The sequence below is a fragment of the Pseudomonas sp. GXM4 genome (genome assembly GCF_008923895.1).
Taxonomy (GTDB): Bacteria; Pseudomonadota; Gammaproteobacteria; order Pseudomonadales; family Pseudomonadaceae; genus Aquipseudomonas; species Aquipseudomonas atacamensis.
The window spans coordinates 1-8217 of the sequence record NZ_WBRZ01000242.1; the positions used below are offsets into that span (position 1 = coordinate 1).

At 59.1% G+C, this 8217-nt stretch carries 5 protein-coding genes; 1 reads left to right on the forward strand and 4 read right to left on the reverse strand.

Features of this window, described 5'->3' with window-relative positions; all coding sequences use genetic code 11:
* The coding region (locus F8N49_RS27960; RefSeq protein ID WP_178117056.1) for a hypothetical protein at nucleotides 1-569 on the forward strand (569 nt) is incomplete at its 5' end.
* 55 nt (nucleotides 570-624) lie between these two features.
* On the opposite strand, the gene F8N49_RS28365 is transcribed toward F8N49_RS27960, so the two are convergent.
* The 4 genes from F8N49_RS28365 to F8N49_RS22345 all read right to left on the reverse strand — a co-directional run bounded on the left by F8N49_RS28365 (nucleotide 625) and on the right by F8N49_RS22345 (nucleotide 8180).
* Complete coding sequence (locus F8N49_RS28365) at nucleotides 625-960, reverse strand: hypothetical protein (RefSeq protein WP_241664663.1); 336 nt, start codon at nucleotides 958-960, stop codon at nucleotides 625-627.
* A 76-nt stretch (nucleotides 961-1036) separates the two neighbouring features.
* Nucleotides 1037-4519 (reverse strand): calcium-binding protein, encoded by a 3483-nt coding sequence (locus tag F8N49_RS22335; RefSeq protein WP_151552633.1) that lies wholly within the window; start codon nucleotides 4517-4519, stop codon nucleotides 1037-1039.
* A gap of 49 nt (nucleotides 4520-4568) precedes the next feature.
* Nucleotides 4569-6461: a hypothetical protein gene (locus tag F8N49_RS22340; RefSeq protein ID WP_256675495.1), complete on the reverse strand. Its 1893-nt coding sequence runs from the start codon at nucleotides 6459-6461 to the stop codon at nucleotides 4569-4571.
* A gap of 402 nt (nucleotides 6462-6863) precedes the next feature.
* Nucleotides 6864-8180, reverse strand: coding sequence for a bifunctional DedA family/phosphatase PAP2 family protein (locus tag F8N49_RS22345; RefSeq protein ID WP_016773020.1), 1317 nt, complete (start codon nucleotides 8178-8180; stop codon nucleotides 6864-6866).
* Nucleotides 8181-8217 lie beyond the last annotated feature (37 nt).

The following is an 8217-nucleotide window of genomic DNA, read 5'->3' on the forward strand; positions in this document are numbered from 1 at the left end:
GTAGTTCTATGTCTTTGGCAAAAGTAAACAATGAAAGCTTCAGCGCCAATCTTTATCTGGACGGTCTTCCGGTAGTTCTTAATCAGCAACGCCTGCAACAGACCCTGCGCCACAAGCGCATAACTCAATGCGAAAAACTCGATGCTGAAGTGGGGTTGGCCGACTCGCGGACATCCGCCCTTATCACCCTGGCTGACAATGAGGACGATGCTCCGTTACTGTTGAAGTTTGTTCCTGAAGGTAATTTTTACGCAATCCAAGTGATCCATCCGGGCGTGTTTGACGGTGCGCGATTATTCATCGAAGACAAGACACACAATTTGCTGGTCAGCACCAGCGCTCCGGCACAACTTTATTCAATCAGTACCTACGGCGTGGCCAAGGCTTCTTTAAGCAATATCGCATCCGGCCCGGCTTATATCGAATTGAACAGCGAGCCGAAAGATAAACCGCTGTATCGTCAGGTAAGCGATGGCATGAGCAAATTCCTCGACGCGAACCCCAACGGGACAGGGCATAACGCCTTCAATCCAAAACCGGCACGGTTTGTGATCAGCGTGCTCAAATAGCGCAACGCCGCAATTGAAGGACAGACGCCATTCGTTATCGAATGGCGTCTGGATTTCACGGCCGATGATGTTCAGCAACGGGCCAGACTATATCGTTGGAACATCCTTTCCTGCCCTTGGGCAGCCTCACTATGGGGCCCTTGGAGGCAGTTACGCGATCGATCAACTGATCGTATGAATTGTTGTGATTGCCCCCCGTCCGTTCACTGGGCAATCTGGCGCGCCAGGCTTTGATCAGATCGTGGTACGCCACCATCACTGTCTGCCCTGCGGCCGATCCGTCGTCGTTGGCGATGTCTGCGAACTTGCGCCCCTTGTATTCTTTCAGACCGTCTGCATCGGGGCGTAAAGTCCCGTCGATGTCTTGCAGGTAAGGCTCCAGCGGCGACATGGCAGACCGCTGAGTGCAAGTGCCGGAATGGAGGTCAGGTCCATCCCGGCACGTTGTTGAAACCGGCAGCGCGCGGTCAGTTGATGTGGACGGGGATGAACAGGTCTTCGCGTTTGACGCGTGTCTGCCGGTCAGTCAGCAGGCTCCAGTGGCGGTTTACCGAGTTGTAAACCAGCGTGCCCACTGTGTCGGGCTGGTAGCCGATGTGAGTCACGTAGACCCGCGCTGCCAACTCGTTGCGCTGCCGGTGTTGCTCGATATCGGCCAACAGCGCATCGACGCTGGCGTAGCCTTGGGCATTGATCACGTACAGCTGCAACATCTCGAACAGCAGCGAGACTTGATAAAGATTGCCGGCGGTGGTCGCCACGCTGACCGATTCCACCGGTGTGTCATCGCCGATATCCGGCAATTGCACAGTCACGCTGGCGATGCGCAAGCGGTTGTCCTGCAATTGGATTTCGTCGCGAGTGACGGTTTCGTCCATTGTCCTGGTGTACAGATTCCAGCTTGAGGCGTTGGCCGTTTTTGCCGCAGCCCCAGGTGTGGCAAGGCGCACGATGCAGTTGCTGGCCAGGTAGATGTCGTACGTCGCGCTATGACCCTCAAGCAGATAAATGCCGGTATGCGCCCGGGATTCGATGACGATTTTGCTGGGTCGATCGGTCAGCAGCGGCTTCTCACTGATGGCGGGCCGGGTGAACGGGTATTTGCCGTTGCGCCGTTTCAGCCAGCTTCGAGTGCTGACCTGTCGTGCGCCGGGGTTGTTGGCGTCCGCTTCGTAGTCCAGGTGCGGCAGTTGCAGGCGATAGGACACTCCGTCCCGCATGACCACAACGATGTCTTGCGCCAATTGCGGCGTGGTGACTTTGAGGCTGTTGCGCCCGCTGTACCCGGTGGCGGCAGCGATCGGTTGAATCACGCCCTTGAATGCCAGCACTTTTGCCGGCAACCGCAGCGACAGGCAGAAGTCTTTGTAGGTCAGGTGAGTATTGCCCGAAACGCCTTTGCGCACCTGGACGGCATAGCTGAGCTCGACGTCGATGATTTCGTCGTCGCCGTAGTCCAGAAAAACGCTGCGCGGCCTGGTGCCGCTGCGTGCGATGACGAATTCGACCTCGCGCTGCGTACGGGTGACAAAATGCCGGCCCAGGCTCTGATCGTCGATCGTCACCGTACCGCCATTGACGATCGCCGGGGCAGGGGCGGGCTGACCAATGACTGTCACGGCGACATCGATGTCCTGACTCAGCGCTGGACCTGGTTCCTGAGGGAGCTGAGCCAGCAGTTCGTAGCCATCCTGGGTGCGGAACAGCCATCGATCGTTATGCAGCCGACGCTGGCCGTCGACCATTCGATAGACGTTTTCCAGGGTCAGCACGTGGTCTGGGTCGTCGCCGTCCTTGCCGCGCAAGGAATTGATCACCAGCGAGGTGCCGATGATCTGCCAGCGCTGAATCACCGCGTGCGGCCAGCCCAACTCGATCACGCTCGAATGCGCGCTGTCCTCGGTAATTGTCGTGCGTGCGTTGGTGTGAGCGATGTAATAGCGATCGACGCCGCTACCGCCGTCCACGTGACATTCGAGGCCATAGATGGCAATCGTGTCGTTGCCGGCACCGGCGCTGACGCGATCATGGCCATGGGCGGAGATCTGGTTGGCCTCGGTATTGCCGATGACGTGGCTGCTGCCTTTGCGCAGCGTCGAAACGTTCTCGAACGATGTCAGGTGCGCGACTTCAATGCCTGGGCCTTCCGGGTCCAGACCACGCAGCGTGACCTTGCCGCTCGGCAAGTCAATCCGATGGCCGATGTGTCGTGTATCAGTGGCCGGCCGCTGGCCTTCAAACGCAAACGTATCGCTACCGTCGCCGCCATCCAGCACATTGATGTGCGGCGGTTTGGTCAGCCGATCCAGTTCCTCGTCAGCGACCTGCTGATAGAACGCATCGTTTTTGTCGCCACCGCTGAGCGCCTTGTGTCCCTGGCGGTAGGTAAACAGGTTGGGCTGCGCCTTGACGCCAGTGACACGGTCATTGCCGTCGCCCAGGCGCCAGAACACGCCTTTGCCTTCGCCTGCACTGCCGTTGACAACGCCCTTGAGGTTGTCGGGTAATCCATGGCTTGCATCGATGATATCGTCGCCGCCGACGATCACCGCCTGGCTGTCGAGTCTGAACGGCAGCTGCCCGACGCTTTCGTCCCACTGGTAACGCCATAGTTCGACAGGGCGCAATTCGGCGCGAAACGCGCCATTGACCACTTGGGCGATCGAGTCGCTGTAAGCGCCGGCAAGCATGTCTTTGGCCGACAGTTCGAGCTGTTTTTCGTAGTCACTGGAAAGCCTGGACAGCTTGAAGCGATCCATCACTTCGGTGTCCAGTTCCTTGCCGGTAAAAGCGAACCATCCCGAGCGCAGACGCTCGAGTGTTGTCAGTTCGATGTAATCATCGATCTGGTCGACGACCCTGGCGGCTTGATAGATCAATGAACCGGAGATGAGCAGTGCGGCAGCCGCGAGGCCGAGCGGGCCGGCAACACTGCCGAAACCGGCCAGCGCGGCGACGCCCAGCACCAGGCTGATGCCAGCGCCCGCTACACTCAGGGCAGCGCTGAAATAATGGTCCTGAGCTTCTTTGCCCGATGACGCGGCGGCGGCGTTGAACGATTTGATCGCGTCGACGATGTCGAACGGCAAGGTGATCGCGCTGGCGAACATTCCCGCGCCACGGCTCATGTATTTGCCGATCGAGGTCAGCGCAAAACCCCTCAGTACATTGCTGCCCTGGGTCAGCATCGCCTGGCCTGTTCTGGCCAGACCCCGCTCAATGATCAGCGAGCCGAGTTCTGCGGCGATGGATCCGCCGTAGTAGAGCATTTCCAGCGCCTCGCCTTTTTTGATCGCATCGGTCAGGGCCATGTAGCCGCTGTAGATGCCGAAGGCTTGCATGCCGACTCCTGCGCCGCTCATCAAATAGCTTTTGGTCTTGTTGATCCAGCCGGGCGCGTGTTCAAACGTGTCCGCCCGGTGGATTTCCAGCTTTTGCGCAGCCTTGCCCAATTTGTTGAGACGATCCATGGCGCTGCCCGAAACCAGCGGCGTATCACTGACGAACAATGGGCCGGCATCGACCGAGCGCTTGCAGGCAATCTCATAGAACAGCAGTGCCGCCATGTCATTGTCGGGAAAGTCCACGGCTTGCAAGCGGGACTGCACCTTTGCGGACTCGAAATGGAGTCCGTCCAGAAAAGCCTGATCCACGCGCTTCATGTTGGCATTCGCCGGACTGACAGGTTGACCGTCTACGGTCGCCCCCAGCGCTTGCAACTCGACCCGACTGATCACGACCTCGCCGATACGCAGTGGGCCCAGGTGTTTGTCGATTGCCTTCAGAGTCTGGCGAAGGGATGGGGGGCTGTCAGGCACCTCGCCTGGCACGTCCGCTCGATCGGGCATGGGCGTGGACGGCGTATGGGCATTGGCCGAGGCGTCTATGGGGGTAACTTGAAGCGCGCGCACGTGGGCGACATGAGCCGCGGGAACGATGAGTTTCGACACGTATTAATCCTTTAATGGTGTGCATGAGGAGCCGGTTTCCCTGGCGGCTTTACTTGAGCATTTGAAGTTCGGGCCAGGCGATGTCATGGGCAAACTCGTCCTTGTTGCCTGAGAGTCTGAGTATCGGCAGGCCCGCCGTCTCCACCTGGTCGATCAACTGGTCGTATTCGAACCGGTTAAAGTGCCCGGCATGGGTGGCCGCTTCGATGCGATCAGCGTTTGCGCCAGCCTGCTCTTTGATGTCTTCGACCCTGGCGCCCTTGGTCAGGTCTGTGTTCAGTAACCAGACACGCTCGGCTGAAACGCCGCTGCGCGTGACCGAGATCAGCCCTTCGAAATCGTCGGAGGGGAACCAGGTCGGCGGGGTGTCGCGCGCAGCGGAATTGAACATCATGTTTTCCTCGTGGGGGACGACCTCCAGATCGCGTGTGTCGAGCGCGTAGAGAAACATTTCCGTCTGCCGCGTGCGCGTGGACCGGTAGCCGCGTTCGTGATCCCATGCCACAGGGCTGTCAGGATCCGACCAGTCTGACGAGGAGTCACTCGGTGTATCACTGGCGTCGCTTGCGCCGCTTTCCGAACCGCTGTCGCCCGTGTCGCGTCCCGGGTATTTATGGGTCTGGCTGTTGAAACGCAGGTATTCGGGATCGGGGGTGCGGGCATATCCCTGTCCTGCCTGGAGACTGAACGTCGCGCTGATCGGCTTGTGCGTGGTCGCGCCGGGTTCGTGGTGATAGCGCGGCAGCATGGTGCCGTCGTTCGCCAGCTCGAACGGCGTGCGCTCGTCACCGCGAAACAGCGCCGGAATGTCCGTGCGGTACAGGCAGTTGTTCTTGTTGCGCAGATAACCGAGCTGTTTCAACAGCGCTTCGCGCACCTCGGGGGTCAGGCTGTTTTCTGCGTCGTACCAATCGTGGCGGGCATTGCGCTTGAGGTTGAGCTGCTCGAGCGCATCGGCGGCAAACTGGTCGAAGCGTTGCGGGTTGCTGACGTCCTCCAGCAAGCGCTTGTGCGCCAGTGCCCACGCCGGGAGCGTCAGATGGCTGGCCATTTCCTGCTGCAAACGCGACAGTTGCCTGGGCAGCAGATTGAACGATTGCAGAAAGGCTTCGCGCTCGGCAAAGCCCATCTGCGGGTGCAGCCAGCGCAACGAGTCGCGCAGCAGATCGGTACGCGGGTTTTCCGTGGTTGTGGGGCGTGCCCACTGTGGCGGCGTGCCGGTAGCCTGGGCTTCGACACGAAAGCGCGCGATGTCCTCGCCGTGTAGCCCATATAGCTGCCATATCTCGTGATCGGTCCACTGTTTGAGGTGGAGCGGCGACGCTGCGAATCCACCCGCCGGAGGATCAACCGCTATGTAATTGCCATATGAATCCCGGAAGGCGAACAGCATGTCGTCTTTGCGTGAGCCAAATAGCGGATTCATTTCGTAATAGCCCTGAGCATCCGGCGAACGCCAGGATGGGCTGTAACGACTTTGATTGATGGGTGTTGTCACGGGGGCGAGGCGCGGTCGCTTTGGCGCGGGTTGTTCGGTCAGGCGCCAGGTGGGGCTGTCTGCGTTTTTGTACAGGCGCGGTCCGGAGGGAACGCGCTCGGTGAGTAACTTGCTGCGCAATGCGCCGGTTTCATCCTCACCCACATGCGTGATTTGCAGAGCTCCCTGATATTCGACGTCTGCGAACTTTCTGCCAACGATCCAGCGAAATCCATCATTGTCGGCAGGCTGCATTCCACGCACAAAGGTCTCCGATAACCAGTAATCGTTTATTGAAGTGGAATGTTCCGAGCGATAGGCGCTGTGTGCCGGTAACTGAAAGATTTCAACCGCTGGCAACCTCGGATTCGCATCGGCAAGGGCGCTGTCGAAGTTGGTACTGTGCAGCGCAAGATCGGGGATGCCGGCTCTTGGTGATATTTCAATGCTGCTGACATCAAACATGGGCCGATGTGGCGTTGGCACGTTTGCATCAGTTTGATGCGTCGTTGTGACTGACGTCTTGCGGGGTATTTTTGGACTCATGAAAGACTCGATAAGAAATGGATTGTTGTATGACTCGGCAGAACTTCAATGCGTGGTTTGAATAAATATGGATAGCCAGCAAATGTCCGAGTCGGGCCCATCAATCTAACGGTTTTTCAAAAGCGCGAAACACTGAGCAGGCATGTTTCAACTTGAATATGTAACGCTAGTTTTGCGTCGATCGAGAATGCGGAAATGTCGGTTTTATAACCAGGAAAGTTAACCGGGAGGGAGGAAGTTTGCGTAGGTTGCAAGCGCCGCTCTTGTCGGAATGTTCCGAAAGAGCGGCGTATAAGAAATGTCGCTTGTAAATTGCCTGTTTTAGTAGGCGTAACGCAACAATGTATGTGGCAAGTGGCGCATAACGAAGAATCCGAACAGCGCGACCATGGACGGCAGGATCAGCCACCAGATCTTGAAAGGCATGGCGTTGAGCGGCGCCTGCCGCTGGTTTGACCACAGCATCGCGGCGCAGACGCAGCTTGCAAGCATTGCACCGGCCAATATGTCGGTTGGCCAGTGCGCGCCGAGATAGACCCGCGACAAAGCAATGGAGAATGCCGGGATGCAGGCAATCAGCAGCCAGGTCAGGCGCATGCGTGGCGGCTGCCCGCGTCCGGCCAGGACACCCAGCGTCAGGAACAGGGCGAATGCGCCAGAAGCATGGCCGCTGGGCATGCTGTAGGTGGTCAATGGATCGCTGAGCACTTCCGGGCGTACCCGGGCGAAAAAATACTTGGTGCCGGTGTTGGCCATGGCGGTGATCAGCATGGTGGCCCCCGCGAACACTGCCTGGCGCCACTGCTTGCACAGCAACAGCAATATGACGAGCAGGGCGCTGAACAGCAGCATGTTGCGGAATTCGCCGATCAGGGTCAGCGTCACGGCGATTTCGTCCAGCGCTGGCTGGCGATGTTCCTGCACCAGAGTCATCACACCGTTGTCGAGCGCGGTGAGGTATGGATAGCCGATAAACAGCCCGATCAGGATCAACAGGCTCATGCCGCCGATCCAGATTGTCGCGCGACGATGGCGGCGCACGCTGCTGTTGACGCTCAGGCCGACCATCACCGCAATGCTGGCCGCGACAATTCCGGCTTCGAGCCAGAAACCTTCAGGCAATGGCAGGCGGAACGCTGCGCCCGTGGCCCAGCCCGGCAACAGATAAGCCAGGCTCCAGCCCGCAGCGGCCAGCAGGCTGACGGCGAAGAAACGCGGGAAGGGCATGTCGCACATCCCGGCGACCATCGGCAGCATCGGCCGCAGCGGGCCGATGAAACGCCCGACCAGCAGGCTGGCGATGCCATAGCGCTGGAAGTACGACTCGGCGCCGGCCATCCATTCCGGGTGATGGCGTAGCCCGGGGAGGCGGCGGATGTTCTGGTGGAAATGGCGGCCGAGGAAGTAGGAAATCAGGTCGCCAAGAATGCCGCCAAGAAAGCCCAGCAGCAGCGTTTCGCTCAATGACAGCGCGCCGCTGCCGGCCAGCACCGCCACGGCAAACAGCAGCACCGTGCCCGGCACGATCAGCCCGGCGATCGCCAGACATTCCACGCACGCCACGATGAATACCGCTGCGGCCAGCCACTGCGGATTGGCGCCGAGCCATCCGGTGATGCTATCGAGCCATGGGCCCATACAGAAAAACTCCATTGATTCTTTAAGTAATTGTTAC

Coding starts and splice junctions, on each gene's coding strand:
- F8N49_RS28365 (WP_241664663.1), bottom strand. CDS start 960: ATGTCGCCGCTGGAGCCTTACCTGCAAGACATCGACGGGACTTTACGC.
- F8N49_RS22340 (WP_256675495.1), bottom strand. CDS start 6,461: ATGTTTGATGTCAGCAGCATTGAAATATCACCAAGAGCCGGCATCCCC.
- F8N49_RS22345 (WP_016773020.1), bottom strand. CDS start 8,180: ATGGGCCCATGGCTCGATAGCATCACCGGATGGCTCGGCGCCAATCCG.